The 20,771-nt window shown below is 70.2% G+C and carries 16 protein-coding genes; 4 read left to right on the top strand and 12 right to left on the bottom strand.

The genetic code is table 11. From position 1 onward, the window contains the following. Positions 1-38: 38 nt before the first annotated feature. Positions 39-1,451, top strand: a complete 1,413-nt coding sequence (locus FL344_RS26450; protein WP_141620473.1) for a pitrilysin family protein — start codon at positions 39-41, stop codon at positions 1,449-1,451. Continuing rightward, positions 1,451-2,968: a pitrilysin family protein gene (locus FL344_RS26445; protein WP_141620472.1), complete on the top strand. Its 1,518-nt coding sequence runs from the start codon at positions 1,451-1,453 to the stop codon at positions 2,966-2,968. The genes FL344_RS26450 and FL344_RS26445 overlap by 1 nt, the downstream gene beginning before the upstream one ends. 105 nt (positions 2,969-3,073) lie before the next feature. On the opposite strand, the gene FL344_RS26440 is transcribed toward FL344_RS26445, so the two are convergent. The 4 genes from FL344_RS26440 to FL344_RS26425 form a co-directional block, all read right to left on the bottom strand. Then, positions 3,074-3,382 carry a hypothetical protein gene (locus FL344_RS26440; protein ID WP_090491145.1) on the bottom strand — a complete coding sequence of 103 codons (309 nt, stop codon included), beginning with the start codon at positions 3,380-3,382 and terminating at the stop codon, positions 3,074-3,076. A 299-nt stretch (positions 3,383-3,681) separates the two neighbouring features. Continuing rightward, complete coding sequence (locus FL344_RS26435) at positions 3,682-4,917, bottom strand: MFS transporter (protein WP_141588594.1); 1,236 nt, start codon at positions 4,915-4,917, stop codon at positions 3,682-3,684. A 163-nt stretch (positions 4,918-5,080) separates the two neighbouring features. Next, a complete protein-coding gene (locus tag FL344_RS26430) occupies positions 5,081-6,697 on the bottom strand; it encodes a CapA family protein (RefSeq protein ID WP_141620471.1) in 1,617 nt (538 codons plus the stop codon). 132 nt (positions 6,698-6,829) lie between these two features. Continuing rightward, a complete protein-coding gene (locus tag FL344_RS26425; protein WP_194863263.1) occupies positions 6,830-7,336 on the bottom strand; it encodes a DoxX family protein in 507 nt (168 codons plus the stop codon). A gap of 213 nt (positions 7,337-7,549) precedes the next feature. Here FL344_RS26425 and FL344_RS26420 point away from each other — a divergent pair, with 213 nt between their 5' ends. After that, positions 7,550-8,470, top strand: a complete 921-nt coding sequence (locus FL344_RS26420; RefSeq protein WP_228565385.1) for a hypothetical protein — start codon at positions 7,550-7,552, stop codon at positions 8,468-8,470. Between the two features lie 16 nt (positions 8,471-8,486). Here FL344_RS26420 and FL344_RS26415 read toward each other — a convergent pair whose 3' ends face one another. The 6 genes from FL344_RS26415 to FL344_RS26385 form a co-directional block, all read right to left on the bottom strand. Further along, on the bottom strand, positions 8,487-9,266 hold the full coding sequence (locus FL344_RS26415) for a tRNA1(Val) (adenine(37)-N6)-methyltransferase (protein WP_141620468.1): 780 nt from the start codon (positions 9,264-9,266) through the stop codon (positions 8,487-8,489). A gap of 603 nt (positions 9,267-9,869) precedes the next feature. Next, on the bottom strand, positions 9,870-11,768 hold the full coding sequence (locus FL344_RS26405) for a PHB depolymerase family esterase (RefSeq protein WP_141620467.1): 1,899 nt from the start codon (positions 11,766-11,768) through the stop codon (positions 9,870-9,872). A 217-nt stretch (positions 11,769-11,985) separates the two neighbouring features. After that, on the bottom strand, positions 11,986-12,954 hold the full coding sequence (gene gshB / locus FL344_RS26400) for a glutathione synthase (protein WP_141588600.1): 969 nt from the start codon (positions 12,952-12,954) through the stop codon (positions 11,986-11,988). A 79-nt stretch (positions 12,955-13,033) separates the two neighbouring features. Next, positions 13,034-14,758, bottom strand: coding sequence for a serine/threonine-protein kinase (locus FL344_RS26395; RefSeq protein ID WP_228565390.1), 1,725 nt, complete (start codon positions 14,756-14,758; stop codon positions 13,034-13,036). Between the two features lie 364 nt (positions 14,759-15,122). Beyond that, on the bottom strand, positions 15,123-15,452 hold the full coding sequence (locus FL344_RS26390) for a hypothetical protein (RefSeq protein WP_225888398.1): 330 nt from the start codon (positions 15,450-15,452) through the stop codon (positions 15,123-15,125). After that, on the bottom strand, positions 15,449-15,745 hold the full coding sequence (locus FL344_RS26385; RefSeq protein WP_141588601.1) for a hypothetical protein: 297 nt from the start codon (positions 15,743-15,745) through the stop codon (positions 15,449-15,451). Before FL344_RS26385 ends, FL344_RS26390 begins: the two co-directional genes overlap by 4 nt. Before the next feature lie 204 nt (positions 15,746-15,949). Between FL344_RS26385 and FL344_RS26380 the strand changes: the two genes are divergently transcribed. After that, on the top strand, positions 15,950-18,151 hold the full coding sequence (locus tag FL344_RS26380; protein WP_141620466.1) for an EB domain-containing protein: 2,202 nt from the start codon (positions 15,950-15,952) through the stop codon (positions 18,149-18,151). Positions 18,152-18,164: 13 nt separating this feature from the next. Here the strand turns inward: FL344_RS26380 and FL344_RS26375 are convergent, their stop codons facing one another. Beyond that, positions 18,165-18,881 (bottom strand): DUF429 domain-containing protein, encoded by a 717-nt coding sequence (locus tag FL344_RS26375; protein ID WP_141620465.1) that lies wholly within the window; start codon positions 18,879-18,881, stop codon positions 18,165-18,167. A gap of 425 nt (positions 18,882-19,306) precedes the next feature. After that, positions 19,307-20,771, bottom strand: a 1,465-nt coding sequence (locus tag FL344_RS26370) for a hypothetical protein (RefSeq protein ID WP_141620464.1), incomplete at its 5' end; no start/stop codon positions are given.

Genomic DNA, 20,771 nt, shown 5'->3' with positions numbered 1-20,771 from the left:
AGTCATTGGCATCGAGACCCGGAGGCACCTTGTTCCGAATGAAGGCCCTCGTCGCCGCAGCCCTCGTGTTCAGCGGGCCGCCGGCGCTTGCCCAGACACCGACACCCCAGGAGGCGAAGCCGCTGGAGCCCGGCCGCGAGGCGCTCGCCATCTCGTATGAGAAATACGCGCTGCCCAACGGCCTGGAGGTCATCCTCTCCGTGGACCGGAAGCTGCCGGTGGTGGCCGTCAACATCTGGTACCACGTCGGCGCGTATCACGAGCAACCCGGCCGCACCGGCTTCGCGCACCTGTTCGAGCACATGATGTTCCAGGGCTCGCGCAACGTGGCCGACGACGTCCACATCGCCCGGCTGGAGCAACTGGGCGCCACCGACCTCAACGGCACCACCAGCTTCGACCGCACCAACTACTTCGAGACCGTCCCCAGCAACCACCTGGAGACGGCGCTGTGGCTGGAGAGCGACCGCATGGGCTTCCTGCTCGACGCCATCACGCCGGAGAAGCTGGAGACGCAGCGCGAGGTGGTGAAGAACGAGCGGCGCGAATCCATTGAAACCGCGCCATACGGCGCCGCCCGCGAGAAGGCGTGGCACGCGCTCTTCCCGCTGCCGCACCCGTACCATGGGGACGTCATCGGCTCGATGAAGGACCTGAACGCGGCCAACGTGGACGACGTGAAGGACTTCTTCCGCAAGTGGTACGCGCCGTCCAACGCCACGCTGGCCATCGTCGGTGACTTCGACGTGGCGAAGACGAAGGCGCTGGTGGAGAAGTACTTCGGCACGCTGCCCAGCCACGCCCGGCCGCAGCGGCCGGAGGTCGCGCCGGTGAACCTCTCCGCGCCCGTGGTGCTGCGCGAGGAGGAGCGCGTGGCCCGGCTGCCGCTCTTGTCCATCCAGTGGCTCACGCCCGCGTACCTGGAAGAAGGGGACGCCACCGCGGACGTGCTGGCCACCGCGCTGTCCACCGGCAAGGCCAGCCGCCTCTACCGCCGGCTGGTGCTGGACAAGGAGCTGGCCCAGAGCGTCAACGCCACCCAGCAGAGCCAGGGCGCGCAGTCCGTCTTCTCGGTGGACGTGGTGGCGCGGCCCGGCGTGTCCACGGACACGCTGCTCCACGAGGTGGACGCGGTGCTGGACGAGGTCCGCCAGCAGGGCATCACCCCGGAGGAGATTGCCCGCGCCCGCACGCGCTACGACACGCGCACGCTGGCCGGCCTCCAGTCCGTCGGCGGCTTCGGTGGCAAGGCGGACGTCCTCCAGAGCTACAACCACTTCGTCGGCGAGCCCAACTACGTGGCCCAGGACCTGGCTCGCTACGAGTCGGTGACGCCCGAAGCCGTGAAGCAGTTCGCCCAGGACACGCTGCGCCCCGGCGCGCGCGTCATCCTCCACGCGGTGCCGCCCGCACGCCGGCAGGCGCCCCTCGACTCGAAGGAGCGCCACTGATGCGCCGCCTCTTCTCCGCCCTGCTCGTCACCACGCTGGCCGCCTGCGCCAGCAACCCGAAGCCCGCGCCGGCCAATCCGGACTCGCCCGCGCTGGGTGAGAAGGCGGCCCCGGCCGAAGCCACGGCCGACGCCGAGTCCTTCCGCGCCACGCCGCCCCAGCCCGGCAAGGCGCCGGACCTGGTGCTGCCCACCTTCCAGAGCGCGAAGCTGGACAACGGCATCACCGTGATTGTGAGCACGCGGCGGGAGCTGCCGCTCGTGTTCGCGGGCGTGGCCTTCGCCGCGGGCAGCGCGCAGGACCCCAAGGGCAAGGAAGGGCTCGCCGAGCTGACGTACCGCATGCTGCTGGAAGGCGCGGGCAAGCGGGACACGGTGGCGCTGGACAACGCCTTCGCGGACCTGGGTGTGACTCCCGCCATGGACGTGCAGGCGGACGGCGCGCAGGTGGGCGTGCGCGTACTGACGCGCAACCTGGACGCGGCCATGGCCCTGCTGTCGGACGTGGCGCTGCGTCCCGCTTTCAACCTCGACGCCTTCGAGCGCCGCAAGAAGCAGCAGCTCGCGGACCTGGCGCGCGCGATGGGGCAGCCCGGCGTGCTGGCGCAGCTGGCCTACCTGGAAGCCGTGTTCGGGCTGGGCCACCCCTACGGACACCTCCCCGACGGCACGCCCGCGTCCGTGCAGGCGCTCACCCTGGCGGATGTCATGGGCTTCTACCGGAAGCACACCGGCCCCAAGGCCCAGGCGGTCATCCTCACCGGTGACATCAGCCTGGAAGAAGGGGTGGCCCTGGCGAAGAAGCACTTCAGCTGGTCGAAGAACAAGGCCACGCCGCCGCCTCCGCCGCCGGCCACGAAGGCCCCGCCGCGTCAGCAGGTGTACGTGGTGCCCAAGCCGGGCCTGGACCAGACGCTGCTGCTGGTGGGCCGCGCTGGCATCGCCGCGGGGAACCCGGACGAATACCCGCTGGAGCTGGCCACCACCGTGTTCGGTGGCTTCTTCGGCAGCCGCCTCAACATGAACCTGCGGGAGAACAAGGGCTACAGCTACGGCGCGGGCGCCAGCCTCTCTCCGCGCCTGGGCGTGGGGCCGCTCACCGCGTACAGCTCCGTGCGCCAGGACGTGACGGGCCCGGCCTTGAGCGAAGTGATGAACGAGCTGACGGGCCTGAAGAACCGGCCCATCACCGCCGAGGAGCTGGAGGCCGCGCGCGAGGGCCTCATCCGCGCCTTCCCGGGCGCCTTCGAGTCCGTGGAGGGCCTGGGCGCCAGCGCCGCGGCGCTCTTCATCACCCGCCGACCGCTGGACGAGTTCAACCGCACCGTGGAGGGCCTGCGCGACGCCAGCGCCGCGGACGTGCAGCGCATGGCCGAGCAGTACCTGGACCCGGCCTCGATGCAGATTGTCCTCGTGGGTGACCCGGCGACCATCCAGGAGCAGGTGACGCCGCTCGGCCTGGGCAAGCTGGTGCCCATCGAGCCGGATGAAGCACCGGTGCCGCGCGCGGCGAAGTAGCACGCAGGCAGTCCTCCCGGGCCGTGGTGGCGAGACCTTGCTCGCGAGCCACGGCCCGGTGTTTCACGGGGTACGAGGTCCGAAGGTCCGGGCCTCCCCTGCGGCTCAGCGGTTGCGCGCCTCGTCTTCCTCGTCGGAGACCTGCCGCTCCTCGGCTCGCTCGCGGCCCCGGCGCTCGCGCTCCAGCTCGTCCGCCTCGTCGATGGGGCTGCGGATGTCGGGGACGTAACCGCCCACCTCGGAGTCACTGTCCAGGGCGAACTTCTGCTCGCGGGTGTCGCGGATGGAGTCCGCGGAGTACAGCGGCAGGGTGTCGTCGGCTTCCAGTCCCCGCTCCACGCGGTCCGGCGCATAGGGGGGCTTGGTGGCCGCCTCCTTGCCTCCCGTGTACGGGTCGTACTTCCTGTTCGGCATGGTGCGCTCCTCGTCGAAGTGGGTACCGCTCCGAAGCTGAATGTCGGAGCGCGCTCGCGGCGCACCAAGGTCCCCGCGGAGGACTGGGGGCACGCCCGGCCGCCCGGCTCACGAGGAAGATGGGGACGCCCGGAGGCATCCCCAAGTTGCCCACAGGTGGGCCACCCACCACCGCGTCACTTCCCGAGGAAGCCGAGCAACGCCGCGTGGAACTGCTCCGGCGCCTCTGGGTGGAGAGACGTCTGTAGCGCGGAGGCGTCGCGGGCGCGGGCCCTTCGACGCGGGGCCGGAAGACTCGTCTACGCGCCAGCGCCGTTGAAGCGCTGCGGGCGCAGCAGCCGCAACGTCAGCACCAGCGCGATGAACAACACACTGGCGCTCACGGTGACGAAGCGGATGCCCAGCCGGTCCGCCAGCGCGCCCAGGCCCCAGACGCCGGACGCGTACGCGCCGCCCAGCACCATGCTGTACAGGCTGCTCATGCGCGCCTGCAGCTCACGGGGCACGCGCGACTGGCAGTACGCGTGCATCCCGCTCATCAGCATCATGTAGTTGGCGCCGAGCACGAAGATGACGGCGGCGGCCACCTGCAGCGTGGGCGACAGCCAGTACAGCGTGGACACGCCGCCAATGGACGTCGCCACGAGGCCCAGCAGCTTGCGCTGGCCCAGCTTGTCCACCAGCGTGCCCACCAGCAGCGCGGCCGTCACCGCGCCCGCGCCCTGGCAGGTGACGAGCAGCGACGTGGCCGCCGCGCCCTGGCCGAAGACGCGGATGGCGAACACCGGCACCAGGCCGATGAAGGGCGCCACCAGGGCCGCGACCAGCAGCGTGCCCCACAGCATCAGCGAGATTTCCGAATCGCCCCGCGCCACGGAGAAGCCGTGGGCAATCTGCCGCCACAGGCCCTGCGTGGCCTTCGAGGCCGTCCGCGTCAGCGTCTTCACCTGCGACAGCGCCACCAACACCGCGACGAAGGACAGCGTGTTGATGAGCAGCGCCCAGGACGTGCCGCCCATGCTCAGCACCAGCGCGGCCAGCGCCGGACCGATGATGCGCCCCAGGTTGAACTGCGCCGAGTTGAGGCTCATGGCGCTGTGCAAGTCCCGGGGTGGCACGAGCTCCGCGAGCATCGCCGCGAAGGCGGGATTGATGAGCGTGCTGGCGCAGCCGTGGACGAAGGAGATGACGGCCACGACGGGGACGCTGAGCCGGTGCGTGAAGGCCAGCAGCGTCAACACGCCCGCGAGCACCAGTTGCACCACCGTGCCCAGCGCGACGTAGGCGCGACGGTCGAACCGGTCCGCGAGCGCGCCGCCCACCGGCGACAGCACCACCGCGGGGAGGAAGGTGAGGGCGACGATGCCACCCGTCCACTCGGCGCGGCCCGTGGCCTCGGTGACGTACACGCCCATGGCCACCGTCTCCATCCAGGTGCCGATGGTGGAGACCAGGGCTCCCACCCAGACCGCGAAGTAGCCGGGGTGGTCGAAGGCGCGAAGCGAGGAGAGACGTGGCAGTCGAAGGGTGCGCACGGCAGGGACCTTTGTATCCCGGAGCCGTGCGACATGCCTGTAGGGGCCGGCAGTTGCTTTGAGCCGCTATGACGGAAGCTGGGACACATCCAGCAGCCGCGCTTCAGCCCGGACTCCAAGTCCGTGAAGCACCCACACGCCGCCGTGCGCACGAGACGCCGTGTCAGCGCATGGAGACAGGGCCCCTGCCGCGGACCTTCACGGTGCCGTCGTCGGAGATGCGCGCGCCCGTCTCCGGGAAGTCAGCCGCGGTGAGGTCACGGACCGCCTTGATGACGGCGCCCTTCGGGTCCGGCACGGCGATGCCCCTGTCCACCTGCTTCGTGGGGAGGATGCGGCCCGCCGTGAAGTCGCCGTCGCGGTTCAGCTCGACCTCCAGCACCATGCCCAGGCCCTGCGGACCGCGCAGGTTGAACCGGCCGTAGGTGGCGAAGTTGCCCAGCGAGTAGACGATGAGCCGGCCCTTGTAGAACTCCATGCCGCGCACCACGTGCGGGCCATGGCCGATGACCAGGTGCGCGCCCGCATCCACCACCGCGCGCGAGAAGGCCCGCAAATCACCCCGGTCCTCGCCGTGGAACTTCTCCCGGCCCTTGGGCACGTGCAGCGCCTTGCTGCCCTCCGCGCCGCCGTGGAACGACACGATGACGATGTCGTGCTCGGCCGCGGCCACGCGCACCAGCCCCGTCGCCGTGGTCAGGTTGTTGAGGTGGTTGCACGACGGCGACGTGTGGAACGCCACCATGCCGATGAGCAGGCCGTTGCGCTCCACCGTGGCCACCGTGCCCGGCGCGCCGCTCCACGCGATGCCCAGCGCGTCGAGCGTGGACTCCGTCGCGCGGCGGCACTCCTCGCCGAAGTCACCCGAGTGGTTGTTGGCCGTGGACGCCAGGTCCACCCCGGCCTCCTTCAGGTACTGGCCGTATTCGGTGGGCGAGCGGAACGCGTAGCAGTTCTTCGACGAGCGGCACTTCTTCGTCTCGCCCGTGTCGCACAGCGGCCCCTCCAGGTTGATGAAGGTGAGGTCCGCGTCCTCCAGCAACGGGCGCACGCCGGCAATCACGCTGCCGGCGCCATCGGGAGGCAGGTGGCCTTCGGGCACGGTGGTGCCCAGCATGACGTCACCCACCGCGCGGATGCGCACCTTCGCGTTGGCCGGCGGAGGAGGGCGGTTGATGAGCTGAGGCCCCTGCGACAGCTTCGCCTGGAGCATGGCCTGCCCACGGGCCTGGGCCAGCGCGCCCTCAAGGTCCGGGTGGTCCGGCTGGAGCTTCTGTACCTCGGACCACTGCGTGTAGGCCTCCGCCCACTGGTTCTCCAGCGAGTGCGCCCAGCCCAGCTCCCAGCGGCAATCCACGCGTGAGGGCGCGGCCTCCACGCAGGCCGACAGCTGGGTGATGGCCGTGGGTGCGTCCTTCGCCTGGAGGGCCTCCATGCCTCGGGCGTAGCTCGTGTCCGGGTCGGCCAGCGGGCCACGCGGGGTGGCGCTCTTGCCCATGGCCAGGGCCGCGGCGCGCAGGGCGGCGGCGCCGGCCTCCGCGGCGGCACGGCCCAGGTCCAGCACCGCGCCGGAGTCACCGGCACGAGGGTAGGCGTTGAGGTCCGTGATGACAGTCTCTGGCGCGGGCGCAGTGCCCTGGGAATCCGGGCCCCGGGTCGAGCTCGAATCGGCGCTGGGGCCTTGCGAGGGAGAGACGTGCTGGGCGGGGGCGGACTCACGCGCCGAAGCAGCACCCGGCGTGGTGGCGAGCGCCATCAAGAGGAAGACGGACGAGGGCATGTCCCGCCATTCTAGAGGCCCTCCTGGGATTCTGTGACAGGGGAGATGACCTCGCCCCGCCCAGCAGCCAGACAGGCGACACACACCTCATCGGTCAGGGTGATGGGATGTGTGTCGCGGCGCGGCCCGGGTTCAACCCAGCACGTCGAGCAGCACCGACCGACGGCGCTGGCGCGGCAGGAACCGCAGCCGCCGCAGCTCCTTGCGCTTCACCCGGTGCTCGATGACGCTGTGGACGGAGAGCGGTCCCGGGCCTCGCAGCAGCAGGCCGAGCGCGATGGCTCCCAGCGCCAGGTTGAACTCGAAGCCGCCCTTCGTGTTGTCGAAGCCCTTGGAGCCATGGACCTTGGCCACGGCGATGGCTTGCGTGACGAGGACAGCCAGCGCGGCGGGGCGCGTGGCGATGCCCAGGATGGAGCTCACGCCCGAGAGCAGCTCCACCACTCCCGTGGCGATGACCCAGGGCTTGCCTGGCTTGAAGCCCAGCTGCTCGAAGAAGCCCACGTGTTGCGCGGTGCCCTCGGCGCGGAGCTTGGACACGCCATGCACCACCATCGTCGACCCGAGCGACAGGCGCGGGGGCAGCAGGGCCGCTGCCTTCAGGATGCTCGGTTGCTCGGTCAGGGTCGCCACGTTCATACCTGCCACTCCTTGGATGGGCCGGGGCCGTTGACGGAAACCTGGGTAGGTTGGGTCCGGCATGGGCGCATGGCACGCCGCGGTGATTCCGCCTCCCTTGCCCGGTAGGCATACTGCCAGCCCCAAGGGGCCTGCCTCATGAGGCGGGAGTGGACCCGCATCCCTGGGGTGGCCCCGCGTGAATACCCACTGGTACGAGGCAGTCACCCCGTCATGTCCCTCCGCTGGCCGCTCCTGTCCCTGTCGTTGTTGGTGTCTGCTCCAGCGCTCGCGGTCGACGGCGTCGCCGTCCGGGTCCGCTGCACGGAGAAGTGCACGGTGATGCTGGATGGAAAGAACGGGTTCCGGGTGAATGACACCACCTGGGAGTTCAAGGGCATCACGCCGGGCTCCCTGCGCATCGACGCCACGGGCGTGCTGGGCCGTCCGCTCGCCGGCAGCTTCGTGGTCATCCCGGACGTAGCGACGGCGGACGTCTTCCTGGCCAGCAACAAGCGCATCATCATCGAGCCCGGCAGCTCCACCATGCCCGGCACACCGGACTGGGCCGAGCCGAAACCTCCCACGCCGGCCTCCACGTCGAAGGCGCCGAGCGTGGCCACCGTGAAGTGCCAGGACGACTGCACGGTGCTGCTCGATGGGAAGCGAGGTATTCGCCGGGACAACCGGACCTGGGAGTTCCGCGACGTGGCGCCCGGCCAGCGGCGCGTGGAAGGCAGCGGTGGCGTCTTCAACCGGCGGCAGTTCGTGGGCTACGTGGAGGTGCCGGGTGGCTCCGAAGTCACCATCCATGGGGACTCGAAGGGCCGCGTGACGCTCACGGACCAGAAGGACCTGGAGGCGGCGAAGCAGCCCGAGGCGCGCGCGGCGACGACCTCCCGGGTTCACGTGCGCTGCGCGAAGCCGTGCACCGTGCTGATGGACGGGCAGCGCCGGGGCACGAGCAACGCGACGAACCTGAGCCTCCGCGACGTGCCGCCCGGGGAACATGCGCTGGAGGTGGACTTCACGGTGGGCGGGAAGCTGCGGCGCTCGACGCTGGCGGTGCCCGCGGGCCACGAGCTGTTCGTCACCGCGTCCGAGGAGCACGGCATCCAGGTGACGAACACGAAGCCGCTCACGGGCACGCCGTAGAGAGACGGCGCGGTTGTCAGCGACTCTCCGCGAGGGGCGGATCCATCAACGCCGCCACCTCCGCGGAGTAGCCCCCGGGCCCTTCACCATGAACGATGAGGGGTGGGCGCACGGCGAGGCCCCGGTCCCTGTCTCGCAGGGCATGCACCAGGAAGCGCGTGGCCGGGGCTCCCACGCGCGCGTGGACGAAGCGCAGCACGGTGGGGTGGAGCTTCGCCTGGGTCAGCAGGCCCAACACCTCGGCCGCCCGCGCGGCTGGATACACCAGGCTCACACCGCCGCCGGGCATCAACGCATACCGTGCCGCGGCGACGACGGATGGCGCGTCACACGCCACCTCTGACTTGGACACGGCCCGTTCGTCATCCGGGCTGCGGACCCCCGCGTCGGCCAGGCGGAAGGGCGGGTTGGACACGACGTGGGCGTACTGGCCCCCGGAGACATGTTCGCGGATCCGTCGCAGGTCCCCGAGCATTGGGGTGACCCGCGCTTCGCACGCGTTGAGCACCACGGCGCGCATCAGCCGGGCATGCACGGCGGGCTGGAGCTCCAGGGCATCCACGCGTCCCAGGCCGAACTGCTTCACCAGCAGGAAGGACACCACGCCGCTGCCCGCGCCCAGCTCCAACATCCGCCCGGGCTCGCCGACACGTTCGGTGGCCGCGAAGTGGGCCAGCAGCACCGCGTCCAACGTGAAGCGGTAACCCGTCCGCCGCTGGAGCACCCGCACCCCCGCCGTGCCAATGGAGTCGAGCGTTTCGTCCGGGCCGGGCTCGGGCAGGGTGGGTTCAGGCATGGGCTGTCGGGCTTCCTACCCAACGTCCGCTTCGGGCCCAAGATTCCCGCCCCGTACCCCAGTGTTACCGCTGGAGAATCAGCTCACCGACCATGATTCTATCAGCACTTTTATATGTTATTTCAACAGGTTGCGTAGAGCCATTGGTCAGCGATATCTCTTCACGGATCTTTTCAGGAATCTGCTCATGGCCACCCTGGAACAACTGCTCGCGGCTCTTGGACGCCAGGTCGAGGTGAAGGGAAGCGAGCTGGCCGCTCAGCTCCGCGTCTCGCGCCCGACAGTGTCGCGGCTGCTGGCCTCCGCGGGCCCGAGCGTCTGCCGGATGGGGCAGGGGCCCGCCACGCGCTATGCGCGGACCCGCTCGATTGCCCACTTGGGCGAACGGGTACTGATGTACCGCGTGGACGAGACCGGCCGCCCACCGCGGAGACGCTCGATGTCTGGGCCGATGCCGCTCAACACGCACTGGCCTACTGGAACCGGCTGGAGCAGACCCCCGAACTCAGCGACACGTTCCGCGGCCACTGCGCACGATGCAGGGACTCACTTGCCGCGCTGATGCAGCGGACACCGGTCTGAGCCGGCGTCCGCTCCGTCTTCCTACGGCGCATAGACGACCGTCAGCACCGCGTTCGCCCCATCCCGGACGAACAGGTACTGCGTGGCCGTCTGCGCCTGGGCGAAGCGCAGCCGAAGCTGCGTCTTCCCAGTCTTGCTGATGGCGGAGAGTCCCTCCGCGCTGAAGTCCCCGGAGCTCTTCGCTCCCGCGCTGAACCGGTCGATGCCCGCGACGCTGCTCGCCGTGGCCGCCGCCGCCCAGTCCGTCACCTCCGTGTTCGCCGCGTTGAACGTCCCCGCCTTCACGTCGATGACCAGCGTGTTCCCCGCGGGCGTCGACCACGGGTCTCCCGAGCCCGACGAGTAGCTCACCGTCAGGAACGCCCGCGTGACAGTGGCCCCGTCCGGAAGGCTCGATGTGTCGAAGGAGAGGAACGACCGGTTGTACTTCCCATCCGTCCCCCGGCCGAGCGCCAGGTTCGTCATGAATCCCAGCGCCGCTCCGCTGCCATCCGCGTCCGCCTTCAGGTAGCCGTCATCCGCCGCGATGCTCGCGAACTGCACCGTCACCGGCGCCGGGGAGCCCGAGTTGCTCACCGTCACCACCGTGTCGTTGTCCGTCGCCTGATTGCCCGCGGCATCAAACGCACGGGCCCCCAGCGTGTACCCCCCGTTGGACACGGCCGTGCTGTTCCAAGCGAAGGCATACGGCGCCTGCGTGTCCGTGGACACCACCTCGCCATTCACCAGGAACTCCACCCGGGTGACGCCCACCGCGTCCGCCGCATCCGCCGTGACATTCACCGTGCCACCCACCGTGGCCCCGTTCGCCGGCGCCGTCACGTTGACGGTGGGCGGCGTAGTATCCCCCGTGGGCTCGCCTCCGCCTCCCGTCATCCCGAAGAACTTCACCTGGTGGTAGACGGAGCAGAGATTCACATCGCTCAGGTACGCGCCCACCGAGCCACAGGCGGCTGCGCTGCCCGTGCCGCCTGGGAACGGGAACTGCGCATCCATGGCCACCGCGTGCCCCATGCCGGTGAGCTCCCACGTCTCCACCAGCGCGTTGCCCGCGCTGTCCCGGTACACCTTGTGCGGGAAGCCGGACACCGTCTCCACCGTGTCCGGCGTCTGGTCGATACCGTGCACGTTCGTCCACTGCTCCATCGCCTCGGTGAGGTTCATCACGTTCACCGTGTAGTCACTGGTGCCGTGCCAGATGGTGACGCGCGGATGCGGGCCCGCGTAGCCCGGGTACGCGCTGCGGACCGCGTCTCCCCACGCGGCGGGCGTGCGATTCACACCCGGGCTCATGCAACTGAAGCCCGCATTCATCGACTCCGCGCACCGATATGGGCCACCGGAGTGGATGGCCCCGGCGGAGAAGACATCCGGATAGGCGGCCAGCAGCGCGGGCGTCATGTATCCCCCCGCCGAGAACCCCGCCACGAACACCCGCGACGGGTCGATGGAGTACGTGGCCTTCATCGTGTCCACCATCTGCTTGATGGACAGCGCCTCGCCCCGGTCTCGTGAGAAGTCACCGGGCTCGAACCAGTTGAAGCAACTGGTCATGTTGTTACCACCCTGCTGCTGCGGATAGACGACGTAGAACTTGTAGACGTCCGCCGCCGCGGACCAGCCAGCGCCCTCCATCCCCGCGGCCCGCTGCGTACACCCGTGCATCACCACCACCAGCGGCGCGTTGTCCGGCATGCCGGACGGCACGTGGCGGAACATCTGCAGGTTGCCGGGGTTGCTACCGAAGCTTGTCACCTGCGTCAGCAGGGGCTGGTGCTGCTCCGTCACCTCGGGCTCCACCTCCGGCGCGTCCCCGACGGGAGCGCCACAGCCCGCGAGGCCCGCGACCAGCCACGCGGCAAGAGGCACCCCGGCGGAACACGACCACGGCCAGGAACGGCTGCGACGCTGCTTGAGCATGGTGTCTCCCAGGCGGCCACGAGGGAAAGGGCAGCCGCGGGACGAAACCTGACTCTTCCGGGAGTCACTGATTCAAGGCGCGTCGCGTCGCATCGCGCTGAAACATGAACCAGGATTCAAATCGCGCACCGCGTCGTGTGGTGTGCTGAAACATGAGTCAGCCCTCAGCTCAGGGAAGACACCGGGCGTCGGGCCGCCCGGCGTCCTCCGGCGGGGCTCAGCGCGCGGCGCGCTCGGCGACGAGCCGCTCCGCCACGTCCAGCACCTTGGCCTCCACGCACACGTCGTCCAGGTGGTTCGCCTCCACCAGACCGGTGGGGCTCGTCACGTTGACCTCGGTGAGGTAGGAGCCCAGCACGTCGATGCCCACCAGCCGCAGCCCGCGCTTCACCAGCTCCGGCTTCAGGCGCTCGCAAATCTCCAAATCCCGCGGGGTGAGCACGGCCTTCCGGGGCACGCCGCCGGCGGCCATGTTGCCGCGGTGGTCGTCGTCGGACGGGACGCGCAGCACGCCGCCCACCGGCTCGCCCTCCACCAGGAGGATGCGCTTGTCACCCTGGCGGCTCTCCGGGATGTACGCCTGCGCCATGACGGCCTCGCGGCCGCCCCGGGTGAGCATGTCCACCGCGGAGCGCGCGTTCCGGTCCGTGGCGGACAGGAAGAGGATGCCCTTGCCCGCGAAGCCATCCACCGGCTTGAGGATGGTGCCCGCCGCGTTGCGCGCGATGAAGTCCAGCAGCACCGGCAGCTCGCTGGTGACGCGCGTGTCCGGCATCAGGTCCGGGTAGCGCAGGGAGTAGAGCTTCTCGTTCGCGTCGCGGATGCCCGAAGGCTCGTTGATGAAGACAGGGGGCCGGCCCGTGCCGCACAGCTCCACCAACTGGGTGGCGTGCAGGAACTCCGCGTCCACGGGCGGGTCCTTGCGCATGAAGAGCACGTCCAGCGAGGACACCGGGCGAGGGGCCTCGTCGAGGATGTCGAAGTGCCGTCCCAGCTCGCGGCGCACGGTGACGTGGCGCATGCGCGCCTCCGCGCAGGTGCCGTTGAAGCGCAGCCAGCCCTGTTCGAAGTAGCGCACCTGGTGGCCGCGCTTCTGCGCTTCGAGCATCAACGCGAACGTGGAGTCGTGGTCCACCCGCACTGTCTCGAGCGGGTCCATCAGGAAGCCAATGGTCAGAGGGGCCATACAGTCCGGAATCAGAGGGAGGGGGGCGCGAAGATAACCAAGTGCCCCGGGACGTGCCCCTCAATCCCGGTTCTGTGTTTCAGCGCTCGGGGATTTCCGCCAGCTTCAGCCGGAACTGGGTCGTCTCCCCGGCGCTGATCGGCACCGACAGCATGCGCTTCTTGCCGTCCGGGCCCACGATGGTCAGGTCGTGCTCCCCCGCGGGCATGGCCACGTTGAACATCGGCGTGCGGCCCACCCGCTTCTTGCCTCGGAAGACCTCCGCCTCCGGCAGCACCAGCAAGGTCAGCTTGCCCCGGCCCTTCACCGGACGGGCGCTCGCCGCCTCCTTGGAGCGGGAGCCCTCCGCGTCCTCGCCGCCCACCGCGGCGCCCAACGCCTTCGCTGGAACCTCCGCGTTGCCGGCATCCGTGGGCGGGCCCGAGCCCGGTCCCAGGTAGACGGGCAGGTTCGGGTCGTGGTGGGGGAGGGTGCGCAGCGCGCTCGCGTCCTCTTCCTCCACCGTCTCGTTCAGCACCTTCGACAGGTGCCAGGCGGCATAGCCACCGCCCACCAGGATGCCCATCAGCACCAGCCCCCACAGCACATTGGAGGCCTTGCTCTCCGGCGGCGGCGGATTGTCCTCCACGGCCGCCGAAGCCTTCCGGGGCGCCGCAGCCGCGGGCACCCTGCGCGAGGGCTTGCGCGGCATGCCGGCCACGCCGTTCGACGGCGTCGGGATGTCGTTGCGCTCGGGGAGGTAGGGCCCGTCATCACTGCGCAGCGCCCGCTTCGCGGAGTCCAGCATGACGCCGTTGGTGGTGCCGTCCGCGGACTCCAGCATGACGCGCGTGGCGGACATGCGCTCGGCGAACCAGTCCTGCATCAGCGCGGCCCGGTCATGCGCGTCCAGCAGCAACTTGCCCGCCGCCGCTTCAATCGCCCGAGCCATGTCCCGGCCGTTGGCGAAGCGCTTCTCGCGGCTGCGCTCCAACGCCCGCATCACCACCTTGGACACCTCTTCGGGCACGTGCGGCGCGACGTGCGAGGGCCAGGGGACGGGCGCCTCCAGAATCTTCATCATCTCGTCGCGCTCGTTCTTGCCCGCGAACAGGCGCGCGCCGGTGATGAGCTCGTGCATCATCACCCCGACGGAGAACAAGTCACTGCGGCCGTCCAGTGTATCGCCCCGCACCTGCTCCGGGGACATGTACCCGGTGGTGCCCTTCACCGTGCCGACGTTGGTGCGCTCCAGGCTGTCCTTCGCCTTGGCGATGCCGAAGTCGAGCAGCTTCACCACGCCGTCGTACGTCACCATGATGTTCTTCTGGGCGACGTCGCGGTGGATGACGGGGCTGGGCGCGCCAGAGGGCGCCGTATAGGTGTGCGCGTAGTGCAGCGCCATGCAGACGTCGCGCGCCACCGACAGCGTGAAGCCCAGCGGGAGCTGCTCCTGGCGGCGCAGGCACGCGCCGGTAATCTGGTTCAGGTTCTGCCCGGCGATGAACTCCATGGCCAGGTAGAGCCCGTCTTCCTCGCGCCCCAGGTCGAACACCTGCGCGATGTTCGGGTGGTTGAAGGCCGCGGTGATGCGCGCCTCGTCCAGGAACATGCGTTCGAACTGTGCATTGTCCCGCGCGTCCGGCAGCACCCGCTTGATGACCACGTACTTGCGGAAGCCACCCGGACCCGAAGTGAAGCCCAGGAACAGCTCCGCCATGCCTCCCACGGAGAGCTGCGTGACGACCTCGTACTTCCCGATGCGCTCGCCCCGATAGAAGTCGATGGGGAAACCCTCCGCCGGCACCCCGCTGTCGGGGCACATCCCGCGCCAGACGATAACAGGCATGTACGGGGCGGACGTGTGGTGAGAACGAGCCTCCACCTGGGGTGGTTCCCGCATCCACTCGGAAGCTGTGGATGACCTGTGGACAGTGGGGGAGGGGCTGTGGAGAAACCCCGGTGTGGATCAACACCTGTGGGTTCCCGGGGATAACCGTCACTTTACCCACATGTAGCACATCCCGAATTCGTGAGTGTTCCCGGGAGGTTGCTGACTTGTCCCCAAGTCCGAGCTGCCTACTGCCACTACCAATAGATCAATACCTCTTATGAACCTTTAGAAGAAGCAGTCGGCGCTGGGGATGAAGTGCCTGTGGAAACCCAGGGCCGGTGGCCGGTGCCCCACCTCAAGCCAGCGCCAGGCGCAGCTGTTCGAGCAACGCAGGCAGCCGGGTCATCAGCTCCCGGTCCATCTCCTCCAATGCCCCGCGAAGGGCCGCCAGGTCCTCTGGGGCGCGTTCTGCGGTCACCATGCGCTGCAGGACCCTCAGGCGCTGATTGCGCTGCACCAGGCTGCCCAGGACGTCCTCCAGCTCATCGCTGAGGGCCGCGCCCAGGCGCAGGTCGTGCCCGATCAGCTCCCGGAGCTGCTCCACCAGGTACGTGAGGTCCCAGGATTCTGCGTATCCAGCACGGCGTGACATCTCACCCCAGCCCAGGCGGGTCGCCGGGCTCACTCCAGCGGCTGGGGCCGCAGCAGGCCCACGAGGGTGAGGCGCGAGCGGGACGGGTCCAGCTCCACGCTGACCTGGCAGCCGGCGACGTCCATCCGCAGCGTGTACGGGAACTCGGGGGGCAGCTGGCTTTCCTCCTGCCGGGCCAGCGCGGCCAGGCGGAACAGCTCGGCGAGCAGCTCCTGACGGGTCTCCGCCGCGAGCCCCTCCACGGCCGCCTGGAGGCCGCGTGGGATGAGCACGGTGAAGGCCTGCGATGACGAAGGGGCGCATGAGGAGGATGCGACAGAGGTCATGGCGTACCCCAGGTGCGAGAACCATACCCTTCCGGCATCCAACCATTTCGCGTGGTTGCAGCCTGTAGCAGTGGAACGGCCTGTAAAAAACACTGCCCCCCTCCCCGCCGACCCTGAAGTGTTGGGAGGTGGGACGTCGAGGGGGCGGGGCGCCCGCGGGGCCTTCTGGCGCAGGTATAGCCAGAGGGCACGGGGGGGAACGCCATGGCGCACGCAACGCAGGCGTCCCGGTACAGCGGCATTGTCTTGGCGCTGATGCTGGGGTTGGGAGCGGCGGCTTGTCGGGACACACCGTCCCTGTCGGGGGCGGAGGGGCGGTTGCGGTTGTCGGCACAGCGCGTGGACTTCCCGCACGCCTACCCGGGCACCCGGCGGGAGGCCGAGGTCCGCGTGGTGAATGGCGGCCGGGCCCCGCTGGACGTCACCTGGACGGACGTGACGGCCCCCTTCTCGTTGGAGGCGGCGCTGCCGGTCCGGGTGCTGGCGGGCGAGGTGCCGGTGCGTCTGCGCTTCGCGCCCGAAGCCGAAGGGACCTACGAGGTCATCCTCACCGGCACCGCGTCGGATGGCGGCCAGGTGCAGTTGGTGCTGGCGGGCGAGGCGAAGCCGGTGCCGGAGTGCTTCACGCCGGTGACGTGCGCGGCGGCCACCTTCGACCTGGTGACGGAGCGGTGCGTGGAGTCGGTGCTCCCGGACGGCACCGCGTGTGAGCCGGGCAATGCCTGCATCACCGGCGCCACCTGCCAGGCGGGACGCTGCCGGGGCGAGGAGCGCGCCTGTGACGACGGCGACGCCTGCACCACGGACGTGTGCCACGTGCTGGACGGGTGCCAGTCCGTGCCGGCGCCGCCTTGTCCCGCGGCCGGGCCGTGTCAGGTGGGGACGTGCGACTCGCGGCTGGGATGCGCCACGGCCCCCGCGCCGGACGGCACCCTCTGCGGCGCGGCCCAAGGCACCTGCGAGGACGCGGACGTGTGCCTGGATGGGGCCTGCGTGAAGCGCGACCTGCCGGAGGGCTTCCTGTGTGAAGCGGCCAGTCCGTGCCAGGCGTCGGGGCACTGCCGCGGCGGCGTGTGCGCGCGTCCCGCGGCGCAACCCCTGAAGGTGGATTGGGAGCACGACGCCCGGGCGGGAGAAGAGCACCTGCAGGACCTGCTGGTGGGGCCGGAAGGGGACGTGACGCTGTCGGGCTTCTACGGCACGCCCGTGCTGGACGCGGCGGGCAAGGGGCCTCCGGTGCGGGCCTCCCACCCGGCGCGCCGCTGCATGCTGTGGAACGACCGGCTCCTGTGCATGGACATGCCGATGGACGGGACGGTGTCGCTGCTGGAGCGCGACACGGGGACACCGCGGTGGACCTTCACCCTGGCCGACGCGCGGCCGGACTTCCGCGACAGGACGCAGACGCTCTTCCTGGCGCGGCTGGCGGTGATGGCGCCGGACCGGCTGGCGGCCCTCTTCGAGGCCTACCCCACGGACCAGCGGCGCGACACGGCGTGCCGCATGTACTTCCTGGTGGTGCTGGATGCCTTCGGCCACATGGTGTCCGCGCGCGAGCTGACGGACCCACAGCTCGCCGAGTGCAACCACCCGCACCCGTATGGCCTCGCCTCGGACGCGGTGGGGGACCTCTACGTCGCCTTCGCGCCCACGCTGAACACGGGCGCGCCGCTGGCGTCGGGGACGCCCTCGTTGCTGATGGCCTTCTCCTCGGACGGGGTGCCGCGCTGGCGGAGGACGGAGCCCCTGCGCGCGGGCGAGCTCGCGGTGGTGAACGGGCTGCTGCTGCCCGAATGGGGCTTCCAGGCGTTGAGCACCCGGGACGGGACACCGGTGGGGGAGCAGCTCGCCCAGCAGTTGGGCCGCGCGGTGGCCACCCCGGACGTGGTGGTGCCCAGCGCGTCGGGCACCACGGTAAACGCGGGGGTGGACAGCCTGAGCTCCACGCCGGCCGCCACGCAGTTGAAGGGCTTCCGGCTTCCGGACCTGGAGCCGGCGTGGCTGTACTCGCTGAAGGAAGGCCAGCACCTGACGAGCAAGGAGCTCCGGCTGTCCACCTGGCCCAGGGGCGCGGGGCTTCCGCCCGAGACGCTGGTGCTGACGCACGCGGTGGCGGCCGACAACCAGCGGTTGCTGGTGGGCGTGCGCGCGCGGGATGGGGCGGAAGCCTTCCAGTGCCCGCTCGACTACGCGCCGCGCACGGTGCCGCAGTTGATGGAGCTGGGGCCCGGCGCCCTCTACCTGATGGATGGGGCCCTCAGTTGTGGCGAGTGCGATCCGCCCTTCGCCAACAGCCAGCCGCGCTTCATGCGCTTCCCCATGCCGGGGTTGCTGCCCGCGAACGCGCCCTGGCCCGGGACTTTCGGAGGACCGGGGCACGGGCACCATGAGAACGCGGCTCACTGAGCGGCGCGGCCCTTCACTGTGGAGAACTTGTGGGCGCTCGACTCGAGAGGATGCGCCCCTCGCGCAGCCAGCCCTGGTCATCGACGGTGAGCGGTGCGCCCACGGCGGTGACGCGCGCGGGGGCCTTGCGTGTGAGCCACCCGAGCCACGCGCACAGCGCCGCGTCCAACTGGTCATGGGTGGGAAGCAGGCTCGGCGGGAAGCGCAGGCCCCGTGCCTCCAGCACCGCCTGTCTTCGCGTCCGCCCCGCGTGAGACGTCTTCTTCCCCAACTTCTCCACAGACAGCGCGCGCCACGTCGCGCCGGGGAAGGCCTCGAAGAGGCGGGCCTCCTCCAGCGAGTCCGTGTCCACGTCCAACAGGGGATGCCCACCCCGCGCATGCAGCGCCGCAAACAGCAGCACCCCGCCTCGGACGAAGCCGGCGAAGGGACGTCCAGGCTCGGGCAGCACGTCGGGCGTGCGTCCCGGCGCGCGCAGGCATCGCTCCGCTTCGCGCACGGAGGCTCCCGGCCGGGCCAGCGCCTGGGGTCCATCGATGACGAGCACATCCTCCGGGTCCAATGGAAATGCTGCGCGCAGCAGCTCCGGGGTGAAGCCGAGCGCCTTCGAGGGGACAGGCCACCGGAGCTCGGAGAAGCGCACCTGCCCCCGGGCATCCATCTCCGCCACGTCCACTGGCCGGGGAACGCGTGCGTATGGGTCCGTCAAATCCCAGCCCAGGAAGCGCATGGTGAGCTCAAGCCGGCGTAGCGGTTTCCCGCATATCGCGCTGCTTCATGACGCGCCCTGAAAGGAATTCAGTCTCCACCACGTCTGCTCACACTCGTCGTGAATGTGCAAATGCTATGGGTCCTCACCACATCCGGCCTGTCACGGTGCTTGTGGGAGTCAGAACCCGGCGGGTGGACAGGCCCCGCGCAGCCGATATTCTTCGCCCACCGTAGCGTTGGCGTTCGTGGACGGTATTCCACGGTGCCCATGCGCAGGCCGCTCGGGAAGCAACCCCCTTGTTCCCGGCGCTCGCGTGGAAGGAGTGCGGTTGCCCGGACGACCTTGGAGGTCCGGCGTGCGGCGGCTTCGTGGCATCGTGGGGGGCCCGCTCGGGCCCCGGGTGGAAGTCTCCCGGGGCCCGAGAGACCTCGTTCCAGACGCCGCTATGGTTCGGGTGTCTCCGCCGCCTGCTTCGCTTCCACGCGCGTGAAGGACAGCAGGTAGGCGGGCTCGTCTCGCGTGCTCGCCTGTATCAACTCCTCCGTCAGCGCATGCAGGGGCCAGCGGTCCATGGACGCCTTGCGGAAGAGGGCCACCGCGCCCTCCAGCGCCTCGATTCGCGCCAGCGCCTCTTCACGCCCGGCCTCGTCGCCCATGTCCTGGGCGCCGCCGCGGACGAGCTGCAGGCCCACCACGCGCTCCACCATGGTGGGTTGTTCGGCCATGCGCGTGCCGATGTCACGGGTGATGCGGCCCAGCCGCTTCCGGCCCTCGGGGGACAGCGAGCCGCGCGTGCCCACGTTGCGCGTGCGCAGCACCCACGAGCCCCGGTCCGTCACGCTGTGGGCCGCCACCGCCATCGCCGTGGCGCTGACATCCGGCACCCCGGAGCCCTCCAGCAGCTTCCGGGCTTCCTCGTACGTGCGGGTGAAGACGCCCTCGCGCCACACGGGCAGGGCGGCCACCTGCTCCAGGCGGTCGATCTCCGCCGCGCTCATCTCCGAGCCCGGCTCCGTGTCTCCCAGGAGCAGCAGCAACTGAATCTGCATGGCGCGTGGGTTCGCGGCCGCCAGCGCCTCCAGCTTCTGGCGGAACACCGTGCGCGCTTCGTCGTGGGAGGACTGCGGCAAGGCCTCGCCCCGGAGCACGTCCATCACCGCCACGAAGAGGGACGGGTCCTCCAGCCGAGGCACCTGCCGCAGCAGGAAGAACGCCTTGTCCGCGTCCAGTCGCGGGCTGCCCAGGGCCAGCATCAGCCTCACGTCATCCGACGCGGCACGCTCCCAGGCGGCCTTCGCCGCGGCGGCAATGGCCGGGTCGGGCGGCAGCGGTGTGGCTCCGGGAAGCAGCTCGCTCTGCTGAAGGTCGGGCTGGCCCAGGTCCACCCATGCCTGGCGGAACGCCTGTTGCCAGTCCATGCCGGGCGTGCGCCGCAGCTCGCGCAGCCGCGCCAGCAGCTTTGCTTCCGGAGCGCCCGGGGCGGCGGCCTCCAGCCGGCGGAGCGCGTCGCTGGCCTCGGTGTCCTGGCCTTCCTCCAGCGCGAGACAGGCCTTCACGAGGAGCGCCGGAGCATGTTGGGGCGCCAGCTTCAGCGCGGCCGCCAGTGCCTCATGCGCCTGGGCCCGCTGTCCCGTCGCGGCGGCCCGAGCGGCGCGGTCCGTCTGGACCAGCACCTCCATGGGGGCCTGGGACTTTGCCTTGGGCGCCTCATGCGCGTGGTCCGCGTGGGACTCGCCATGCGCGTCGTGCGTGTCCAACGGGGTGGAACCGGGCGATGGAGGCCGTGGGCTCCACAGGAAGAGCCCTCCGGCCAACACCGCCACGCCGACGCCCGCGCCTCCCCACAGGAGCTTGCCGCGTCGCCGAGGCGCCGGGGCGTTATTGGAGGAAGGGAGGGGAGGCGTCATC

The sequence above is a fragment of the Myxococcus sp. AB036A genome (assembly GCF_006547355.1).
Classification (GTDB): Bacteria; Myxococcota; Myxococcia; order Myxococcales; family Myxococcaceae; genus Myxococcus; species Myxococcus virescens.
This window is presented reverse-complemented; position numbering and strand designations above follow the sequence as displayed.